Source organism: Rhizobium sp. ZK1, from assembly GCF_047782645.1.
Taxonomy (GTDB): domain Bacteria; phylum Pseudomonadota; class Alphaproteobacteria; order Rhizobiales; family Rhizobiaceae; genus Rhizobium.
The window spans coordinates 611,137-630,494 of sequence record NZ_CP180587.1; the positions used below are offsets into that span (position 1 = coordinate 611,137).

At 60.0% G+C, this 19,358-nt stretch carries 20 protein-coding genes; 13 read left to right on the forward strand and 7 right to left on the reverse strand.

Annotation, left to right across the window (positions count from 1 at the left end; genetic code table 11):
* The first annotated feature begins 44 nt into the window (after window positions 1-44).
* Window positions 45-905: a sugar phosphate isomerase/epimerase family protein gene (locus ACK9YZ_RS25435; protein WP_416068068.1), complete on the forward strand. Its 861-nt coding sequence runs from the start codon at window positions 45-47 to the stop codon at window positions 903-905.
* On the opposite strand, the gene ACK9YZ_RS25440 is transcribed toward ACK9YZ_RS25435, so the two are convergent.
* Entirely contained in the window at window positions 902-1,792 is an 891-nt protein-coding gene (locus ACK9YZ_RS25440; RefSeq protein ID WP_216759060.1) for a helix-turn-helix domain-containing protein, read from the reverse strand. The two genes, ACK9YZ_RS25435 and ACK9YZ_RS25440, sit on opposite strands and share 4 nt — an antisense overlap.
* A 116-nt stretch (window positions 1,793-1,908) precedes the next feature.
* Here ACK9YZ_RS25440 and pobA point away from each other — a divergent pair, with 116 nt between their 5' ends.
* From pobA to ACK9YZ_RS25490, 10 genes are all read left to right on the forward strand, one after another.
* The gene (pobA, locus tag ACK9YZ_RS25445; RefSeq protein WP_416068069.1) at window positions 1,909-3,081 is read left to right on the forward strand and encodes a 4-hydroxybenzoate 3-monooxygenase; all 1,173 of its coding nucleotides are present in this window, start codon (window positions 1,909-1,911) and stop codon (window positions 3,079-3,081) included.
* Window positions 3,082-3,149: 68 nt separating this feature from the next.
* Window positions 3,150-4,322, forward strand: coding sequence for an ABC transporter substrate-binding protein (locus ACK9YZ_RS25450; RefSeq protein ID WP_416068070.1), 1,173 nt, complete (start codon window positions 3,150-3,152; stop codon window positions 4,320-4,322).
* A gap of 82 nt (window positions 4,323-4,404) precedes the next feature.
* Window positions 4,405-5,268 carry a branched-chain amino acid ABC transporter permease gene (locus ACK9YZ_RS25455; protein WP_416068071.1) on the forward strand — a complete coding sequence of 288 codons (864 nt, stop codon included), beginning with the start codon at window positions 4,405-4,407 and terminating at the stop codon, window positions 5,266-5,268.
* Window positions 5,265-6,269 (forward strand): branched-chain amino acid ABC transporter permease, encoded by a 1,005-nt coding sequence (locus ACK9YZ_RS25460; RefSeq protein WP_416068072.1) that lies wholly within the window; start codon window positions 5,265-5,267, stop codon window positions 6,267-6,269. The genes ACK9YZ_RS25455 and ACK9YZ_RS25460 overlap by 4 nt, the downstream gene beginning before the upstream one ends.
* A complete protein-coding gene (locus ACK9YZ_RS25465) occupies window positions 6,266-7,030 on the forward strand; it encodes an ABC transporter ATP-binding protein (RefSeq protein ID WP_416068073.1) in 765 nt (254 codons plus the stop codon). Before ACK9YZ_RS25460 ends, ACK9YZ_RS25465 begins: the two co-directional genes overlap by 4 nt.
* Window positions 7,011-7,727, forward strand: a complete 717-nt coding sequence (locus ACK9YZ_RS25470) for an ABC transporter ATP-binding protein (protein WP_416068074.1) — start codon at window positions 7,011-7,013, stop codon at window positions 7,725-7,727. Before ACK9YZ_RS25465 ends, ACK9YZ_RS25470 begins: the two co-directional genes overlap by 20 nt.
* 137 nt (window positions 7,728-7,864) lie before the next feature.
* Complete coding sequence (locus ACK9YZ_RS25475) at window positions 7,865-8,038, forward strand: hypothetical protein (RefSeq protein WP_416068075.1); 174 nt, start codon at window positions 7,865-7,867, stop codon at window positions 8,036-8,038.
* Between the two features lie 72 nt (window positions 8,039-8,110).
* Window positions 8,111-9,238, forward strand: coding sequence for a tartrate dehydrogenase (locus tag ACK9YZ_RS25480; protein WP_416068076.1), 1,128 nt, complete (start codon window positions 8,111-8,113; stop codon window positions 9,236-9,238).
* A gap of 36 nt (window positions 9,239-9,274) precedes the next feature.
* The gene (locus tag ACK9YZ_RS25485; RefSeq protein ID WP_416068077.1) at window positions 9,275-10,753 is read left to right on the forward strand and encodes an NAD-dependent succinate-semialdehyde dehydrogenase; all 1,479 of its coding nucleotides are present in this window, start codon (window positions 9,275-9,277) and stop codon (window positions 10,751-10,753) included.
* Between the two features lie 10 nt (window positions 10,754-10,763).
* Complete coding sequence (locus tag ACK9YZ_RS25490; protein WP_216759050.1) at window positions 10,764-11,558, forward strand: HpcH/HpaI aldolase family protein; 795 nt, start codon at window positions 10,764-10,766, stop codon at window positions 11,556-11,558.
* A gap of 19 nt (window positions 11,559-11,577) precedes the next feature.
* On the opposite strand, the gene ACK9YZ_RS25495 is transcribed toward ACK9YZ_RS25490, so the two are convergent.
* The 6 genes from ACK9YZ_RS25495 to ACK9YZ_RS25520 form a co-directional block, all read right to left on the reverse strand.
* Window positions 11,578-12,303 (reverse strand): SDR family oxidoreductase, encoded by a 726-nt coding sequence (locus ACK9YZ_RS25495; RefSeq protein ID WP_416068078.1) that lies wholly within the window; start codon window positions 12,301-12,303, stop codon window positions 11,578-11,580.
* Window positions 12,304-12,315: 12 nt separating this feature from the next.
* Window positions 12,316-13,377 (reverse strand): ABC transporter ATP-binding protein, encoded by a 1,062-nt coding sequence (locus ACK9YZ_RS25500; RefSeq protein ID WP_416068079.1) that lies wholly within the window; start codon window positions 13,375-13,377, stop codon window positions 12,316-12,318.
* Between the two features lie 59 nt (window positions 13,378-13,436).
* Window positions 13,437-13,643, reverse strand: a complete 207-nt coding sequence (locus tag ACK9YZ_RS25505) for a DUF2160 family membrane protein (RefSeq protein WP_416068080.1) — start codon at window positions 13,641-13,643, stop codon at window positions 13,437-13,439.
* A gap of 4 nt (window positions 13,644-13,647) precedes the next feature.
* Window positions 13,648-14,484, reverse strand: coding sequence for a carbohydrate ABC transporter permease (locus ACK9YZ_RS25510; protein WP_216759046.1), 837 nt, complete (start codon window positions 14,482-14,484; stop codon window positions 13,648-13,650).
* A 4-nt stretch (window positions 14,485-14,488) separates the two neighbouring features.
* Window positions 14,489-15,364 carry a carbohydrate ABC transporter permease gene (locus tag ACK9YZ_RS25515; RefSeq protein WP_183799562.1) on the reverse strand — a complete coding sequence of 292 codons (876 nt, stop codon included), beginning with the start codon at window positions 15,362-15,364 and terminating at the stop codon, window positions 14,489-14,491.
* Window positions 15,365-15,459: 95 nt separating this feature from the next.
* Window positions 15,460-16,893 (reverse strand): extracellular solute-binding protein, encoded by a 1,434-nt coding sequence (locus ACK9YZ_RS25520; RefSeq protein ID WP_416068081.1) that lies wholly within the window; start codon window positions 16,891-16,893, stop codon window positions 15,460-15,462.
* A gap of 295 nt (window positions 16,894-17,188) precedes the next feature.
* On the opposite strand from ACK9YZ_RS25520, the gene ACK9YZ_RS25525 reads away from it, so the two are divergent.
* Both ACK9YZ_RS25525 and ACK9YZ_RS25530 read left to right on the forward strand, forming a co-directional pair.
* Window positions 17,189-18,073: a sugar phosphate isomerase/epimerase family protein gene (locus ACK9YZ_RS25525; RefSeq protein WP_416068082.1), complete on the forward strand. Its 885-nt coding sequence runs from the start codon at window positions 17,189-17,191 to the stop codon at window positions 18,071-18,073.
* A 64-nt stretch (window positions 18,074-18,137) separates the two neighbouring features.
* Window positions 18,138-19,352: an ROK family protein gene (locus ACK9YZ_RS25530; RefSeq protein ID WP_416068083.1), complete on the forward strand. Its 1,215-nt coding sequence runs from the start codon at window positions 18,138-18,140 to the stop codon at window positions 19,350-19,352.
* The last annotated feature ends 6 nt before the right edge of the window (window positions 19,353-19,358 follow it).

Genomic DNA, 19,358 nt, shown 5'->3' on the forward strand with positions numbered 1-19,358 from the left:
CCGCACGCCATTCTTGCCAGAGTGGAAACGGGAGGAGATGAAAGATGCAGGCTTTGCAGAATGGCCGGTTTGCGGTTTCCACATGGTCGCTTCACCGGATGCTGGGTGCAACCCACCCCTATAGTCCCGATCCGCAGAAAAGCGCGACACGCCAGGAGCCCTATGGGCCAGGCACCGTCAGCCTGCTCGAAGTGCCGGGCATGCTCGCCGAACGCGAACTTGGCCGGCTAGAGGTCTGCTCGTTCCATCTGCCGAGCCTGGATGCCTCTTATCTCGCCGAATTTCGCGATGCGCTTAAGGCCTCCAACATTCTCTTCCAGACGCTGCTCGTCGAGGATGGCGATCCCAGCAACGGTGAGACGGCGGAACGTGACACAGGATGGATTGCCGGTTGGATCGATATCGCAAAGAAGCTCGGTGCCGAGCGCATCCGCGTCATCGCCGGCAAGCAGGCGCCTAACGAGGAGAACCTTGCGCGTTCCGCGCGGCATCTGAAGTGGCTGGCCCGGCAAGCGGAGGGAAGTGGCGTGCGCGTTGTCACCGAAAACTGGTTCGCCCTTCTGCCCTCACCGAGGGAAGTGAACTGGCTGCTTGATGAACTCGACGGCAAGATCGGTCTCAATGGCGACCTCGGAAACTGGGGCGCGCCGGCGAAATATGAAGGGCTGGCGAATATCATGCGCCGGGCCGAAATCTGCCATGCCAAGGCCGATTACAATGCCTCCGGACTTGATGCCGCAGATTACCGTCATTGCCTGGAAATGTGCGAAAGGGCTGGTTACGCCGGACCCTACACGCTGATCTACGACTCGCCATTCTTTGCGGATGAGTGGGATGGCATCCTGCTGCAAAAGCGCTTCATCGAGGACTTCCTTGAGGACGTCCCGGCGCGCCGCACAGCCTAGGCTCGTTCAAGCCTGTTCTTCGCCCGCTTGCGCCAATCCTTGGGGGTCTCGCCGGCGTGCTTGAGGAAGAAGCGGGAGAAATAGGCCGGGTCGGCAAAGCCAAGCCGATAGCTGACCTCCTGAACGTTCGCGAGCGTGAAAACGAGCTCGCGCTTGGCTTCGTCGACGAGTTTGCCGGCGATCAGGTCGTGAGCCGTCTTTCCGGTCATCGATCGGACTATACGATTGAGATGGGTCGGCGAAATGCCGATTTCCCTGGCATAGAATGAGGCAGGTCTGTGCGAACGGAAATGCTGCTGGATGAGGCCAGTCAGGTGCTCCATCCGCCGTTCGTTTTCATCGGTGGGGAACTGGCTGATATCCTCCTGATAGGAAATTCTCGCCGTCAGCCGCAGCGCCAATGCGGCATAGGAGGCGAGAAGCTCGCTGCGGCCGCTGCGGTTGTTGCGATATTCATCGCCGAGCCGCCTCAGGCTCTGCATGAGATAGGCGGCGTCGGGATCATCAGGATCGAGCGCTATGAGATGCGGCACAGCAAGCCATTCGCCGAGCCGGCTGCGGTCTCCGGGAGGGTGGCTGAGATTGGCGCTCAGCATCGTGATGACCAAGCCATCGATATCCTTCGAAAAGCGGAAACCGTGCTCCAACCCGGGAGGAACCGTGACGACTGCCGGCGGCTGGATGCTCTGGCTGCGCTCCCCGAAAATGGCATCGCCCGCGCCGGCGTCGATGTATAATATCTGAAAGAAACTCGCGTGCCGGTGCAGCTTGATCTCCCAATGGTGAAGGCTGCTGCGCGAGGGAATTGTTTCGCAATGCAGCCAGAAATCGGGTTCCTTGCCCGATGCCTCGCCGTAGAGTTCATAGGTCGGCACATGTCTCGTCATGGGTTTCCTCCCGTTCCCATGTTCGTTTTGTGCAATTTTTCGGTGGGAAAGTCCATTGCCGCATGAGAGGTAGCAGGTCAGAATCTGGCAAAAGACAAATTGCGGGGAGGAAGCAATTGCGCACCCAAATCGCCATCATCGGCTCGGGGCCATCAGGCCTGCTGCTCGGTCAGTTGTTGACCGGCGCTGGGATCGACAATGTCATCCTCGATCGCGTAGGCAAGGATTATATCCTCGGGCGCGTTCGCGCCGGCGTTCTGGAAGAAGGCACGGTCCGTCTGCTGGAAGAGGCGAAGTCCGCTAAGCGCCTGCACGCCGAAGGCTTGCCGCATGATGGTTTTTCGCTGGCTTTCGACGGGCGCGATCACCGCATCGATCTCCATGGCTTGACCGGCGGTAAACGCGTGACCGTCTACGGCCAGACCGAAGTGACGCGTGACCTGATGATCGAGCGGGAGGCAAGCGGCGCCGTGACGATCTACGACGCTGCCAATGTGACGCCGCACGACTTCGACGACAGCGCACCCTACGTTACTTACGAGAAGGGCGACGTCACTCACCGCATCGACTGCGATTTCATCGCCGGCTGTGACGGCTTCCACGGCGCAAGCCGCAAGGCGGTTCCGGAAAAGGCAATCAGAACTTTCGAAAAGGTCTATCCCTTCGGCTGGCTTGGCCTGCTTGCCGATGTCGCCCCGGTCAATCATGAGCTCATCTACGCCAACCATCCGCGCGGCTTTGCGCTCTGTTCAATGCGTTCGGCGACCCGCAGCCGTTATTACATCCAGTGTTCGCTGGAGGAAAAGGCCGCGGACTGGAGTGACGACCGTTTCTGGGACGAACTGCGCCGCCGCTTGCCAGCCCATCACGCCGAGGTGCTGAAGACTGCGCCTTCCTTCGAAAAGTCGATTGCGCCGCTGCGCTCCTTCGTGGCCGAGCCCATGCGTTTCGGGCGCATGTTCCTGGTCGGCGATGCCGCCCATATCGTGCCGCCGACCGGTGCCAAGGGGCTGAACCTTGCCGCCAGCGACGTGCATTATCTGTTCGGAGGCTTGAGCGAGTTCTACGGTGATCGCTCCAGTGCCGGGGTAGACGCCTATTCGCAGAAGGCGCTCGCCCGTGTGTGGAAGGCCGTGCGTTTCTCCTGGTGGATGACGACGATGATGCATCGTTTCCCGGATACGGATGATTTCGACCAGAAGATCCAGGAGGCGGAATTGGACTATCTCACCCATTCCCGCGCCGCCTCGACGGCGCTTGCGGAGAACTACGTCGGATTGCCGTTCTGACGGAATGACTTAAGACCGGTGCAGTGCCATGGAGGGCGGCACCTTTGATAGAGGGAGGAACTCACATCATGAAAAAGCTCGTTATGGCTGCGGTCGCGGCGGCGCTCTTCGGCGGAACTGCCTATGCCGATACGATCAAGGTCGGCGTGATCGGGCCGTTCTCCGGTCCGTTTGCCTTGCAGGGCAAGAACTTCAAGGCCGGTATCGACGCCTATATGGCGCTGAACGGCAACAAGGTCGGCAATGATACGGTCGAGGTCGTCTATCGCGACGTGCCGCAGGCCGATCCGGCCCAGTCCAAGGCGCTGGCGCAGGAGTTGATCGTCAAGGAAAAGGTGCAGTATCTCGCCGGCTTCTATTTCACGCCGGATGCGATGGCCGTGACGCCGATCCTCAAGCAGGGCAATGTGCCGATGGTGATCATGAACGCTGCGACCTCGGCGATCGTCACCAAGAGCCCGCTCGTCGTGCGTACCTCCTTCACCACCTGGCAGACCTCGACGCCGATCGCCAAGGTCGCCTTCGATTCCGGCGTCAAGAAGGTGATCTCTGTCGTCAGCGACTACGGCCCGGGCGTCGATGCCGAAAACGCCTTCAAGGCCGGTTTTGAAAAGGCCGGCGGTCAGGTGGTCGAGGCGATCCGCATGCCGCTTGCGACCAACGATTTCAGCCCGATCATGCAGCGCATCAAGGATTCTGGCGCGCAGGGCGTCTTCGCCTTCCTACCGTCCGGTCCGACGACGCTCGGCTTCGTCAAGGCTTACAACGAAAACGGCCTGAAGGCTGCCGGCATCAAGTTCTTTGCGCCTGGTGACCTGACGCAGGAATCCGACCTGCCGGCGCTCGGCGATGCCGCACTCGGCATCCAGACGACGTTCCACTATGCGGTGTCGCATGACTCGCCGGAGAACAAGGCCTTCGTCGATGCCGCAACCAAGGCAATCGGCAACAAGGCCGAGCTCTCCTTCCCGGCCGTCAGCGCCTATGACGGCATGTATGTCATCTACAAGATGATCGAAGCGACGGGCGGCAAGCAGGATGCACAGAAGGCGGTCGATGCGGTCAAGGGTCTCTCGTGGATCAGCCCCCGCGGCCCGGTTTCCATCGATCCGGAAAGCCGCCACATCACACAGAACATCTATCTGCGCGAAGTCGCCAAGGCCGGTGATGGGACCTACATCAACAAGGAAGTTCAGACCTTCGAAAAGCAGGGCGATCCGGGCCTTGCGGCCGCCAAGTAACAGGCCACTGACTTCGAAAGAGACATGCGACGGACCCGCCGGCCTCCCTCGGGGGTCTGCCGCATCAAAGCAGGGTAGTTCCATGCAGACAGTCTTCAGCATAGCCGTGGATGCGCTTGCCTATGGCATGGTGCTCTTCGTCATATCGATCGGCCTTTCAGTGACGATGGGTTTGATGCGTGTCGTCAACCTGGCGCATGGTGCCTTCGCGATGATTGGCGGTTATGTGGCGTCTTATGTCGCCCGCGATCTGGGGCTTGGTTATACAGTCGCAATCGTTGCCGCCGTTGCAGCAACGATCATCATCGCCATTCCAATCGAGCGCTTCTTCTATCGGCGCATCTATGGCGCGCCGGAACTGACACAAGTCTTGATGACGATCGGTATTACTTTCTGTGTCATCGGCATCGCCAACTACCTCATGGGACCGACGCTGAAGACCATTCCGCTTGCCGAGGCGCTGCAGGGGTCGGCCGATCTCGGCTTTCGCACTATTCCTGTGCATCGGCTCTTTGCCATCGTCTGCGGTCTGGCCGTCGCCCTCGGCCTCTGGTTCGTGATCGACAGGACGAGTTTCGGTGTGAAGCTGCGTGCTTCGGTCGATAATGCACCGATGGCTGCAGCTCTCGGCGTGCGCACCGAGATCATCTATGCCGTGAGTTTCGGCGTTGCAGTCGGCCTTGCCGCATTTGGCGGGGTCGTCGGTGCCGAATTGCTGCCGGTCGAGCCCTATTATGCGCTGCGCTACATGGTGACCTTCCTCGTCGTCGTTTCGGTCGGCGGTGCGGGTTCCATTCCGGGCGCGCTGATCGCCTGCCTGCTGCTTGGCGCGATCGATACGACAGGACGTTATCTCATGCCGGAATTCGGCGAATTCTTCTTCTATCTCGCGGTTATCGCCATCATCTGCATCTTCCCGCGCGGCCTTGCCGGGAGGGCGAAATGACGCTCGCCATGCATGATAAAGAAATTTTGGTGCAGCGCCGCCGCAGTGCCCTCAGCCGCGATCTCTCGGGCATTGCCGTCATCATCGCCGCCGCTATCGTCGGCTATTTCGCCTTTCCAGACAATCTGGCGCTCTTGACCCGCATCATCGCCATTGCGCTTCTAGTCTTGTCGCTCGATCTCGTTACCGGCTATGCCGGCATCGCCACCCTCGGCCATGCCGCGCTCTTCGGCTCCGGCGCCTATGCGGCCGGTATTGTCTCGGCCCATTACGGCATCAACGATCCGCTGCTGATGACGCTTGCCGGCATTTTCGGCGGGGCGATCGCCGGCCTCATCTGCGGTGCCGTCATTCTTCGCGCCCATGGCCTGCCGCAACTCGTATTGTCGATTGCGCTCATCAACCTCTTCCACGAATTCGCCAACAAGGCGTCCTCCTGGACGGGCGGCAGCGACGGTCTGTCGGGCATTTCGCCTGATCCGATTTTAGGCATGTTCGAATTCGACCTCTACGGCCACACGGCCTATGTCTTCGGGATCGCTCTGCTGTTGATCGTCTTCGTGCTGCTGCGCCTGCTCGTGCGCTCGCCTTTCGGCATGCTGTGCCGCGGCATCAAGGAGGATCCGCTGCGCATCCGCGCCATGGGCGCCTCGCCGAAAGCGGCGCTTGCGAAAATGTATGTGCTGTCCGGCGCGGTTGCTGGTGTCGGCGGCGCCTTGAACGCGATTTCCACCCAGGTCGTCGGTCTCGACAGCCTCTCCTTTACCCAATCGGCGGAAGCGCTGGTGATGCTGGTGCTCGGCGGCACGGGCTCGCTGTTTGGTGCACTGTCGGGCACTGTTATCTTCATGCTTTTCGAGGATTATGTCTCGGCCGCCAATCCTTTCCACTGGCTGACGATGATCGGTGCCTTGCTGATTGCGGTCGTACTCTTTGCACCCAAGGGGCTTTACGGCACCGCGGCTGCCCTCGTCGCCCGCCGCAAGGAGGCCCGTCCATGAGCGCCGTTTTCGAAGTCGCCCATCTGAAGAAGGCCTTCGGCGGTCTGGCGGTCACCAACGATGTCTCGCTCTCCATGTCGCCTGGCGACCGCATCGCGCTGATCGGCCCGAACGGGGCCGGCAAGACGACCTTCGTCAATCTTGTTACCGGCAATCTGGCGCCCGATTCCGGCGAAGTGCGCCTTGCCGGCGAGATGGTGACGAAAGTGGATGCGATTGGTCGGGTGAGACGAGGGCTCGTGCGTTCATTCCAGGTCACTCGCTTGTTCCAGGACATGACGCCTGCCGAGCATGTCGCGCTTGCCGTCTTGCGCCGGAAGGGGCGAACCGGGCGCCTCATCGGTAATTTTCTGGCCATGCCTGATGTCATGGCCGAGGTCGACGAGATGCTCGACAAGCTTGGCCTTGGACCGCTGATGCATCGCAAAGTCGCCGAAATCGCCTATGGCCAACAACGGCTTCTGGAAATCGCGCTGGCGCTTGCACTCAAGCCCAAGGTGCTGTTGCTCGACGAACCTGCAGCCGGCGTACCGCAAAGCGACACAGGTCGTATCGAACAGGCGCTGGCCGATCTTCCGGCCGATCTCGCCGTCTTGATGATCGAACATGACATGGACCTCGTTTTCCGCTTCGCCAAACGCGTCATCGTGCTTGCGGCCGGCGCTATCATCTTTGATGGCGCGCCGGCCGAGGTGACGAAGGATGCACGTGTCCGTGAGGCCTATCTGGGGAGCTATGCCAATGCCAGCCATGTCGCTTGAGGTTGAAAATCTCTCTTCCGGCTACGGTCCGACAAAAGTGCTCGAAGGCATCACCTTCTCGGTGCCCTCTGGCTGTCGCCTCGCCGTGCTCGGCCGAAACGGGATGGGCAAGACGACGCTGCTCGCAACGCTCGCGGGCCAGACGAAACGTTATGAGGGGCGCATCCGGCTCGGCGAAGCCGATCTGACCGATGCGCCGAGCGCAACGCGCGCGCATCGTGGTCTCGGCTATGTGCCGCAGGCACGTTGTATCTTCCCGACCCTGACGGTCGAGGAGAATCTGTTCGTCGGTCTCAAGGGGCGCCCGAAGACGGCGCTGGAGGAAGCTTATGCGATGTTTCCGCGGCTGAAGGAGCGACGCAAGAACCTCGGCAACCAGCTCTCGGGCGGCGAGCAGCAAATGCTCTCGACGGCCCGCACCATTCTCGGCCGCCCATCCGTGCTGCTGCTTGACGAACCGCTGGAAGGATTGGCGCCCGTCATCTGCGAGGAATTGATGGCCGCCTTTACCGAGCTTGCCAAGGCTGGCGACATGACCATCCTGCTTGTGGAGCAGCGAATCCAGAGCGCCGTCGATTTTGCCGATCGCGTCATTATCCTGGAGCGCGGCCGGATTGCCTGGAGCGGCACGCCGTCGGAATTGTCAGCCGATCACGATGCCGTGGAGCGTTTCCTCGGGGTCGGCGGATTGCACTGACTGAAACCTAGCGAAAGGGACGGACCCATTGCGTGCGCGCCAGCCGCAGACAGGCTTCCTTCGACGGCTGGATATGGCGGCCGACGATCTCGACAAGCTTCTCGCGATCGCCCTTTTCCATAGGAGATCATCATGCCATGCTGCTACCCCTCAAGGCAGGCAGCGAATATCGCAACAATATTGTTGGGTATCTTGGTGGACTGTGCAAGAACTCAAGAGCCATGAAAGCAGGATCGCCGAACTCGGCGAAGCTGCAATGCGTTCCCGAGGAGATCGAGGTCGAGGGCGTGGTCAATGTTGCTTACCTCTGACGACAGCCGCTTGATTACCAAGCAGATGCTTGTGATCAATGGCGGCCTTATCTGACGATGAGTGGGGGTCCCATGAACGCCAATACCAACACCGCGCCCCGCCGCTATCGCATCGCCTCCGTTCCGGGCGATGGTATCGGCCCCGAAGTCATCGCCGCCGGCCTTGAAGTGCTGGATGTGCTGGCCGCCCGCAGCGGTACTTTCGTGCTCGACGTCGATCACTATGACTGGGGCAGCGAGCGCTACCGCAAGACCGGTGCCTTCATGCCTGACGATGCGCTGTCTCTGCTGAAGCAGGCTGACGCCATCTATTTCGGCGCCGTCGGCGCGCCTGACGTGCCGGATCACGTCACGCTCTGGGGCCTGCGCCTGCCGATCTGCCAGCGTCTCGACCAATATGCCAATATCCGGCCGACCCGAATCTTCCCCGGCGTGAAAAGCCCGCTGAGGGGTGCGGAAGAAGGCGATCTCGACTGGCTGATCGTGCGCGAAAATTCCGAGGGCGAATATTCCGGCCATGGTGGCCGCGCCCATATCGGCCTGCCAGAGGAAGTGGCGACCGAGACTTCGATCTTCACGCGTCGTGGCGTCGAGCGCATCATGCGTTTCGCCTTCCGCGAGGCGCAGAAGCGCCCGCGCAAGCTCTTGACGGTCGTCACCAAGTCCAACGCCCAGCGTTACGGCTTGGTGCTCTGGGACGAGATTGCCGCCGAGGTCGCCAAGGACTTCCCCGACGTGACCTGGGACAAGGAACTGGTCGATGCCATGACTTTCCGCATGGTCGCAAAACCGAAGAGCATCGACACTGTCGTTGCGACCAACCTGCATGCCGACATCCTGTCCGATCTCGCGGCGGCACTTGCGGGCTCTCTCGGCATCGCGCCGACCGGCAATGTCGATCCCGAGCGCCGGTTCCCCTCGATGTTCGAACCGATCCACGGTTCGGCCTTCGATATTACCGGCAAGGGCATCGCCAATCCGGTCGCGAGCTTCTGGACGGCATCGTTGATGCTGGAACATCTTGGCGAGGCGGCTGCGGCAAAGATACTGATCTCGGCCGTGGAACAGGTCTGCGCCGCCGGCATTCTCACTCCAGATCTTGGTGGCAAGGCAACCACGGCGGATGTGACGCGCGCCGTTTGCGAAGCGTTGCGAGGATCGAACTTCGCTCCCGATGACGAGAATATTCCGGCCGTCTGACCCCCAGCATCCGCGTTTCATGGAAGGTGTCCAGTCATGAGCAACAGACTTTCGGGCTACAAGCTTCGCCGTCCGGAACTTTTTCGCGAAGCGAATTATATCGCCGGCCAATGGGTGCAGGCCGATAGCGGCCGTACCTACGACGTCACCAATCCTGCGACCGGCGAGGTGATCGGCACCGTGCCGGCCATGAGTGCGGTCGAAACGAACCGTGCGATCGACGCTGCCTACAAGGCGCAGAAGGCATGGGCGGCGCTGACCGCCGAGCAGCGCGCCAATCATCTCTGGAGCCTCGCCGAACTGATGCACGAGAATCTTGAGGACCTTGCAGCGATCATGACGATCGAGCAGGGCAAGCCGCTCTCCGAAAGCCGCGGCGAGGTCGTCTATTCCGCAAGCTTCATCGAATGGTTCGCCGAAGAGGCAAGACGCATCTATGGCGACACGATCCCTTCGCCAGTTCCGGGGCGTCGGCTGATCGTGCAGAAACAACCGGTTGGCGTCTTCGCGGCGATCACGCCGTGGAACTTCCCTTCGGCAATGATCACCCGCAAGGCCGGTCCCGGCTGGGCGGCAGGCTGCACCGGCGTCATCCGGCCGGCGAGCCAGACGCCCTATTCGGCGCTGGCGCTGGCGGTGATGGCGGAAGAGGCGGGCTTTCCGGCCGGCGTCTGCAACGTCATTACCGGTCCTTCATCGGAAACAGGTCCCGCAATCACCAGCAGCCCGAAGGTGCGCAAGCTCACCTTCACCGGCAGCACGGCAGTCGGCGCCAAGCTGCTCGCTGAATGTGCGCCGACCATCAAGAAGACCAGCATGGAACTCGGCGGCAATGCGCCCTTCATCGTCTTTGATGACGCCGATCTCGACGAGGCGGTGAAAGGTGCCATGGGCTCCAAGTTCCGCAATACGGGGCAAACCTGCGTCTGCGCCAACCGCATTCTCGTGCAGGACAAGGTGCATGACGCCTTTGCCGAAAAGCTCGCAGCCGCCGTTGCCAGGCTGAAGCTCGGCAACGGCATGGATGAGGGCGTCACCCTCGGCCCGTTGATCGACGAGGCGGCGGTCAAGAAGGTCGAGACGCATGTCGAGGATGCCGTCAAACACGGTGCGAAAATCGTCTCCGGCGGCAAGCGCGATCAGCGCGGCGGCAATTTCTACCTGCCCACCATTCTCTCAGATGTCTCCCCTGCAGCGGAAATCTTCTCCGACGAGACGTTCGGCCCGGTTGCCCCGCTTTTCCGCTTCAAGACGGAGGAGGAGGCGATCGAAATGGCGAATGATACCCCCTTCGGTCTTGCCGCCTATTTTTATGCCCGCGACGTCGGCCGCATCTTCCGGGTTGCCGAGGCTCTCGAATTCGGCATTGTCGGTATCAACGAGGGACTCATCTCGACGGCCGTCGCTCCTTTCGGCGGCATGAAGCAGTCCGGCATCGGCCGGGAAGGCTCGAAATACGGCATCGAAGAGTTCCTCGAGGTCAAATACATGGCCATTGGTGGCCTGACGAACTGAGGAGAATGCCATGAGTGCAACTGACATCGACGGCTTTGCAGCCCGGATCAGGAACCATGCAAGCGGGATGATTTCCGCTTGGGTCGGCATTCCCGATCCGCTGCTGGTCAATCATCTGGCCCAGGAAGCCTTTGATGCCGTCGTGCTCGACATGCAGCATGGCATGTGGGATCTGCCATCGGCAGCCGCCGCCGTCAGTCATGTGCGTATTGCCGGCAAGCCGGCTCTCGCCCGTATTCCGGTCGGCGATTTCGCCTCTGCCTCGCGTCTGCTCGATGCCGGTGCGTCGGGCATCATCGCGCCGATGATCAACTCGGCCGAGGATGCGAAGGCCTTCGTCAAGGCCACCAAATATCCGCCCGTCGGCGAACGTAGCTGGGGTCCTTCGCTGGCTCTCAATCATACCGGTCTCTCCGCCGATGACTACCTCAAGAATGCCAATGACCTGACGGTGGCGATCGCCATGGTCGAGACGCGCGCATCGCTCGAAGCAATCGACGATATTCTTGGTGTGCCCGGTATCGATGGCATCTTCATCGGTCCTTCGGACCTTTCCATCGCACTTTCCAACGGCGATCAAGTCGCACCGAATGCCGCCGAGATCGACAGCGCCATGCGGCATGCCGTTGCGCGTTGCCGCGCGCATTCAAAATTCGCCTGCGCCTTTGCCGGTGACGGCGAGCGCGCCGGCGAACTTCTGAAATTCGGCTTCGTCTTTGTCATCGCCGGCGCGGAAACCGCGCAATTACGCTCCGGCGCCCGCAAACAGATCAACGCCGCCAGGAAGATTGCCTCCGGCGGCTGATCCATAGGCATATACGGTCTCAAGCGATCATGTAGCCGCCATCGACAGGCATGGAGATGCCGTTGACCATCGCGGCTTCGTCCGAGAGCAGGAAAAGGATCACCTCTGCCACGTCCTCGGACTCCGCGAACCGTCCGACCGGGATGCGGTTCAGCATGCCGGCGGCCTTTTCCGGATCGCTCCACGCCTTGATCGCCATCGGGGTCAGCGTCACCGTCGGATGTACGCCGTTCACGCGGATGCCTTTCGGCGCCAGTTCCTTGGCCATGACGCGCGTCAGCCCATCAAGGCCGCCCTTCGAAGCGCAATAGGCGGCATGATCAGGAATACCGACGAAGGCGGCGACGGAAGAGACGTTGACGATGGCGCCCTTGCGCCCCTCTTCGATCAGGGAGCGCGCAAATTCCTGTGCGACGATCATCGGAGCGCGTGTGTTGACGGCTATCAGATGATCGAAGGCCTCTATCGTGGTGTCCAGGAAGGATTGCAGCTCGGTCGTACCGGCGCAGTTGATCAGAAGATCCGCTGGCAGAGCAGCTTGCGCAGCCTCCCGCGTTGCTTTCGCATCAGCAAGATCGACCTGAATGGCCCGGCAGCCAAGATCCTCCCGTAAGGAAACGACATCGTCAGCACTTCTGGTCAGTGCCGCGACCTCAGCCCCGCGCTTGACCAATATCTCTGCGACGACACGGCCGATGCCCTTGCCGGCGCCGGTGACGATGACTTTTTTACCTTCAAAATTCATGTGATCCTCGCTTTACAATCGCTGTCCCGTCGACTGATCAAAGATGTGAACGCGTCTCGGATCAATATGAAAGTGCAATGTCTTGCCGGGCGCGACCTCAAGGCGTTCACGGATGAGGGCATCGATCGGGGTGCCGCCGACACGGCCGAAGATCAATGTTTCGGAGCCGGTTGGCTCGTATACCGAAACTTCCACCGGAATGCCGTCGTCACTGATGGTGATGTGTTCCGGGCGAATGCCGTAGGTCACCGCTTTGCCGTCCTCAGCATTCACGCGGTCGACGGGCAGGATGACGCCCTGGTCGGTGATGACGATTTGCTTGCCGTCCCTTGTTGCGATCTTGCCCTGAAGAAAATTCATCGATGGGCTGCCGATGAAACCGGCTACGAAGAGATTAGCGGGGAAGTCGTAGAGGTCGAGCGGTTTGCCGACCTGTTCCACCCTTCCGTCGCGCATGACGACAATCTTGTTTGCCATCGTCATGGCTTCGATTTGGTCATGCGTGACGTAGACGGTGGTGGTTTTCAGTCGCTGATGCAGCTCCTTGATTTCGACGCGCATGGTGACGCGAAGCTTGGCGTCGAGGTTGGACAGCGGTTCGTCGAACAGGAAGACCTGCGGGTCTCGGACGATGGCACGGCCCATGGCGACGCGTTGGCGCTGTCCGCCTGACAGCTGTTTCGGGTAGCGGTCGAGATAGCGTGTCAGGTCGAGGATCTCGGCTGCCCTGCCGACCTTTTCGTTGATCTCCGACTTGGGGCGTTTCTGCATCTTCAGCGGGAAGCCCATGTTCTCGGCGACCGTCTTGTGGGGGTAGAGCGCATAGCTCTGGAAGACCATGGCGATGTCGCGTTCTTTCGGCGGAGCGTTCGTCACGACGCGGCCGCCGATCCTGATGTCGCCGCTGCTGACCGTCTCAAGACCGGCGATCATGCGCAGCAGCGTGGACTTGCCGCAGCCGGATGGGCCGACCAGCACGACGAATTCACCATCTTCGATATCGACGCTGACGCCGTGCATGACCTGAAGAGCGCCATATCTCTTGGTGACGTCGCTGACCTGTACGTTTGCCAATCTCGTTTCTCCCTAATGCAGCACCGCTTGCGTATTGATATTGTTGACAGAATGCCGCCTCACCCCTTCCGGATGATGTAGGCGCCGAGCACGGCGGAGATTGCGACGGCGAACCAGACCGAAAGCCCGAGCGGCTCGATGAACCGCATCCAGAACAGGGAGAGCGCGACCCAGATCACGATCGAGATGAACAGCCGGTCGAACCAGTTCGTCTCGATCGGCAGGAAGCCCGGTTGTTTTTCGTTGTTTCGAGAATCCGAAGCCATCTCGCTATCCTTTCACTGCGCCGAAGGTCAGGCCGGCAACGATGTGACGCTGCACCACCGAGAAGACGATGAGCGCCGGGATCAATGTCAGCATCGAGATCGCGGCCATGATGCCCCAGGCGGTGCCTGTCGTCGTCACGTATTCCGACAGGCCGGTGGTGAGTGTGCGGGCGTTGAAGTTGGTGAGTGTCGCGGCAAGCAGATATTCGTTCCACGCGAAGACCCAGGTGAGGATGAGCGTCACTGCAAGCCCCGGTCGCGCCAAGGGAAAGACGATGTCGTAAAGGACCATCCAGGGGCTTGCGCCATCCATATAGGCCGCCTCGTCCAGTTCCTTGGGGATGCCCTCTACCGTTGGACGCAGCGTCCAGATGGCAAAGGGAAGGTTGAAGGAGCAGTAGACCAGGATCATGCCGAGCCTGGAATCCGCCAGCGAAAAGTCGCCGATCCTGTAGACCTGCGTCAGCAACAGGAAAAGCGGCAGCAGGAAGACGGCCGGCGGCGCCATGCGGTTGGTGATCGTCCAGAAGAAAATGCTTTCCTTGCCGGCGAGATCAAAGCGGCTCAGCGCGTAACAGGCAAGAAAACCGAGGGTCGTGACCAGGATTGCGTTTCCAGACGAGATGACCAGCGAATTGATCATGTATCGCCGCAATGTCTCGTTCGTCAGCACGTCCTGATAGTTCTTCCAGAAGAAGCTGCTGATGACGACGTCTGGCGTCGAGAACAGGTCGAAGGGCTGCTTTACCGATATGACGAAGAGCCAATAGATCGGGAAGAGAGTTGCAAAGCTTATCAGCGTCCACAAGAGAACCGAAAGCCAGGGGTTCCGTCTCTGCATCGGATCAACCTCTCTTCGCGCGGGGAGCAATCAGGCCAACGTAGAGCAGCCAACAGACGACGATGGTGAGGTAAAGCACGACGACCGAAATCGCCGAACCGTAGCCGTAATTCGTCTTCGGAAAGACTTCCCTGAAGATGTGGACGCCGATGTAGCGCGTCGAAGACCCCGGACCGCCCCCGGTCAGCATCAGGACTTCGTCGACCGTGCGCAGCGCGTCCATGAGCCTGATGAACACCGTGGCCAGCAGGGCGGGACGGATCAGAGGGAGCGTGATGTGCCAGAAGATCTGGCTCTTGCCGGCGCCATCGATCTGCGCCTGCTCGAAGGGATCTGGCGGAAGCGAGACCAAGGCAGCAATCAGGGACAGGGTGACCAGCGGTGTCCAGTGCCAGACGTCCATGATAACGGTAATGGTGAAGGCCGCGGCGGCGCTCTGGCCGATGTTCAAATCATACCCGAACCAGCTTCGCAAGAGATATGGGATGATGCCGATCGACGGTGTTGTCATCAGCTTCCACACCGATCCGACGATGATGGGCGCCATGATCAGAGGAAGGGTATGGATGGTGCGGAAGAACGCCTTTCCGGGAAAATCCTTCATCAGCGCCTGCGCGAGCACGTATCCGAGGACGAGTTCGGAAACGACAGCAAAGAAGACGAATGCGATGGTGATTCCCAGCGAGGCGAGGAACTGTTTGTCGAAGACGAGGGTGCGGTAGTTCGATGCCCAGTTGAAGACCATCAGCGGATTTGCGGCGAAGGGATTCCACTGGTGAAACGAAACCCAGACGACGTAGATGAAAGGAAAGATGCCGAAGAGCCCGAGGATCAGGATCGTCGGTGACAGCAGCAGCCATCCAAGCTTTTGTGAATGCATTGCCTCATCCTCTTTGGCCCCCCGGGGCGGCCTATCGAGCCAAGAAAGAGACGGGTCGCCAAGCGAAGACGACCCGCCAAGGTGGGGAGGATGACTTATTTGCGATAGCCGAGCGACGTGAGCTCCTCTTCCGTCTTGGCGGCCATCTGGTCGAGGCCTTCGTCGGGCGCGATCTTGCCAGTCAGGATGTCGAAGAAGATCGGCAGGGTTGCTTCACGCAACTGGGCATGGAACGGATACGGGGGAGCGCCGGCGAAGAGTTTGCCTTCATCCTTCAGCATCGTGTAGAAGCCGCCGAGCTTGACATCCATCGCCTTGACCTTCGGATCATCGAAGGTCGCCTTGTTGGTGATGCGCGGTGCCGCGATCGCCCAGTCGGGCTGCACATCGTTCTGACCCATGAATTCGAGGAAGAGCAGGGCCGCTTCCTTGTTCTTGGATGTAATCGGCAGGCCGAAAGCGCCGCCGTCATAATAGCCAATATAGCCTTTTCCGGATTTCGCATCTTCCAGAACGCCCGGTTCGAGCGGCGGCAGGGCAAAGCCTACTTTGTCGACCACCTTCGACTGCGCAGGATCACTCGCAATCCATGCCGCGTTCTCGCCGTAGATCAATCCTTGGGCGACACGGCCGGCAGCGAAGGTCGTCGCAGTCTCCGTCCAGGTGGACTGGGTCGATTCCGGTGGAGCGATATCGCGCAGGTGCAGCCAGTATTTCAGCGCGGCCTTCGCCTTGTCGCTGTTCATCGCGCCGCCATGTTCGACGGTTGCAGCATAGTTGTTGCTGGCGTCGATGCCCCAGTTATAGACGCCAAAGGTCGGCGCGATGGATTCGAAATATTCATACCATGACGCCGCGTGACCTGTATGGGCCTGAGCGGTAGTGCCCCAAAGCTCCAGGCCGTTATCCTTGCCGTATTTGGTGAAGAATTCGGCGATCTGCGTGTAGTCCTCATGCGTGATTGCCGGCTTCAGGTCCTTGCCAGTTTCCTTCTTGAAGGCTTCCTTGATCTTCGGATCGTCGAAAAGGTCCTTGCGATAGAGATATGTCTTCAGGAAGGCTTCCATCGGGACGCCAAAGAGATCGCCCTTCTTGTCCTTGAAATAGTCGGCGAAGCTCGTGAAGTTCGCGTCGTCGTAGGTCGGCGCCTTCAGATCCGCCTGATCCTTCAGCGTCTGCGTGATGTTGACGAGAAAATTCCGGGACAGATACGAGTAAATGATGTCCTGTTCGATGTAGACCATGTCGTAGATGCCGGTCTTGGCCTCCATGTCCTTGATGGCCTTGTCGTACATCTGATCCCAGGACGTCGTCTCGATCTCGACTTTGATGCCGGTCTTCTTCTCGAATTCCGGGGCGAGCACGTTCTTGATGTAGTTCGATGGCGGCGTGCTTTCGGTCACGCCGTGCAAGGTCACGCCTTTGAACTTGGCGCCGGCGTCAGACCAGAAGTCTGCCCAAGCCGGCGAAGCGGCGGTGGCCAGGCTGAGCGTCAGCGCAAGTGCGCTGGCCTTCAGAGCGTAATTCATTTCAATCCTCCCAGATAGCAGCGAGATCATTTCGCCGAGCCATTTTGTAGACGAAAAATGCTGCTCATGCAATATTTGTTGTCTAAACCTGCAAATATGCCGGCTATGTCGTTGATTTTGGTCAGAACTAATTCTGATGAAAATAACAAATACAGATCTATCAAACTAAAATGCTGCAATGCAACGAATTTGCTCGCAGGGGCAAAATTTTGATCTGCGAATTTATTTGTTGTCTTACCATACTAAATGGCATAGGTGTGGCAAAGTTGAAGGCTTGTAGTGGAGGAAAAAAGCCATGCGCCGATTGGGTATCCATTCATTTGTATGGACAGGCGGCCAAACGCAGGAGGGCCTTGAAATGGCCCTTAACAAAACGGCCGAGCATGGATATCGCACGATCGAATTCGCTTATCTGCGCCCCGAGAAGTTCAATCTCGACCGTCTGGCGAAGCTCGCACAATCGCTCGATGTCGAGATCGGTGTGACGATGGGGCTGCCGGTCGAGAAGGATATTTCGAGCGAGGATGCGGCGGCCGTCTCCGCCGGCAAGCAGACGCTGGCCGATGCGGTGCGTGCGGTCCGTGACATCGGTGGAAACAAGCTCGGCGGTATTCTCTATTCCGCGCACACCAAGTACAACCGCCAGCCGACGAAGAAGGGCTGGGACAACAGCGTCGCTACGATCGCTGCGACCGCTGATGTCGCGAAGGAAGCAAGGGTCGATCTCGTCCTGGAGATCGTCAATCGCTTCGAAACGAACCTTCTGAACACGGCGGCCCAGGGATTGAAGTTCATCTCCGAGACCGGATCGGACCATGTCCGACTGCATCTAGACACCTTTCACATGAATATCGAGGAAGCAAATCCGGCTGCCGCGATCCGGCTTGCCGGCGACAAGATCGGCTACTTCCACATCGGCGAAAGCAATCGCGGCTATCTTGGGGACGGCGTCATCAACTTCGATCTCATCTTCGATGCGTTGCTCGATATCGACTACAAGCGCGACATCGTCTTCGAGAGCTTTTCGACCGCCGTCGTCGATGAGGGTCTCTCGCTCGCCTGTGCAATCTGGCGCGACACGTGGACCGATAACGACCCGTTGGCGGCCCATGCCAAACGCTATATCGAACTGAAATACGAGGAAGCCAGACGCCGCCGCGTCACGAACGCGCGCCCCTGATAATCCTTCTGCCGATCTGCTTCGCAAGTGTAGGCTGGAGCAGTCGATTTGAAGAGAAATGAACATGAACGACACCGTCTCCATCGGAAGCTCGCCGCGCAGGATCAGGCAGAACAACATCGTCGCAGCCCTGCAGACGATCTACAGTCATCGCCGCCTGAGCCGGGCCGATCTGGCGCGGAAGCTCGGAATGAACCGTTCGTCGTCAGGCGAGATCGTTGCCGAACTGACAGAGAGCGGCTTTGTTCAGGAGTCGGAGGAGAGCAGCAAACAGCGCCCGGAGCAATCGCGCGCCGGCCGTCCGGGGATCATGCTCGAACTGGTTCCGGATGCCGCGTTCTTCGCCGGGATCGAACTTGGCGTGGAGCATATATCTGCTGTCGTCGTGGATTTTTCGGCGGATGTCCGGGCCTGTCGCAGGCTGGTCTTCCACGCGCAATCCTTGACCGTGGAGGAAGCGGTGGCGTGCGGCGTCGAGCTCGTTGTGGACGCGATGTCGAAAGAGATGATTGAGCGCTGTCGGGGGCTCGGCATATCCGTGCCGGCGCATATCCGGCCGGAGGGGATTGTCACGCTTGCGCCGATCATCGGCTGGCGGGAGGTGCCATTGAAGGAGATCGGCCGCAGCGCCTTTCCGGCCGAGGTGCCGATCGCGGTCGAAAACGATGCCAATGCCTTCGCGATTGGTGACAGCTATCGTCACGGCGTTGCCGGTGTGACGCTCTTCCTGCTCATGGAGACCGGTGTCGGCGGCGGGATCATGATCGACGGAAAGCTGTTTCGCGGCGGTCACGGCCTTGCGGGCGAAATCGGCCATACCCTGGTGCCGGGAAGCGGCGGACAGAAGTTCGAGCAACTGATCGGCCGCGAAGTGCTGATCCGGCAGTACCGGGAAGCGACCGGCCGCACCGACGCCGACCTGCAGGAGTTCCTCACCGACGTTCGCGATCGTGTTCCCGATGCGGTCAACATAGCGGAGATCTGGTCGCGGCATCTTGCCTATGCGCTGCTGCAGGCCTGTCGTCTGCTCGATCCTGATAGGATCGTGCTGGGCGGCTCGGTGGCCTCGCTCTATCCGATGGTGGCTGCCCGCGTGGCGGTCCACATGTCGGAGGGCCAGAATATTCCTTTTCCGACACCCGAGATCGTCGTCGATGGCGATGCGGAGTTCGGTTCCGCCTTCGGAGCGGCATGCATGCTGCACCGGCGCTTCCTTTCTCTCGAAAACGAGGAGTTCGGTGGCGAAGACGGTGCAATACAACGGTCAACAGCGATTTAGCGACAT